This window comes from Staphylococcus pasteuri (assembly GCF_030547725.1).
Lineage (GTDB): Bacteria > Bacillota > Bacilli > Staphylococcales > Staphylococcaceae > Staphylococcus > Staphylococcus pasteuri.
Map to the genome: position 1 here is coordinate 1 of NZ_JAUOQO010000740.1, position 246 is coordinate 246.

1 protein-coding gene is annotated in these 246 nt (G+C 37.0%); it reads left to right on the plus strand.

The window, feature by feature from the left end:
* On the plus strand, nucleotides 1-246 hold a 246-nt coding region (locus Q4528_RS15340), incomplete at both ends, for a hypothetical protein (RefSeq protein ID WP_303522565.1).

Genomic DNA, 246 nt, shown 5'->3' on the forward strand with positions numbered 1-246 from the left:
GTGTATAAGTTACTCACTCAAGCTTACGAAGAAAATGGTAACTACGCCCTAGCCTTAGAGCAATTTAAGGTTTATCACAGCTTAAATCAGCGTTATCAGCAAATTCGAAATGAGTTAAAACGAGAACAATTCAAGCAACACTATCAATATATAGAACAAGCCCAACAGCTATCTGATTTAACTCGAGAAAAAGCCATTATCTCGCAGCAAAGTAACTTTCAGCAGCTCATTTTAGTATTGGTCTGC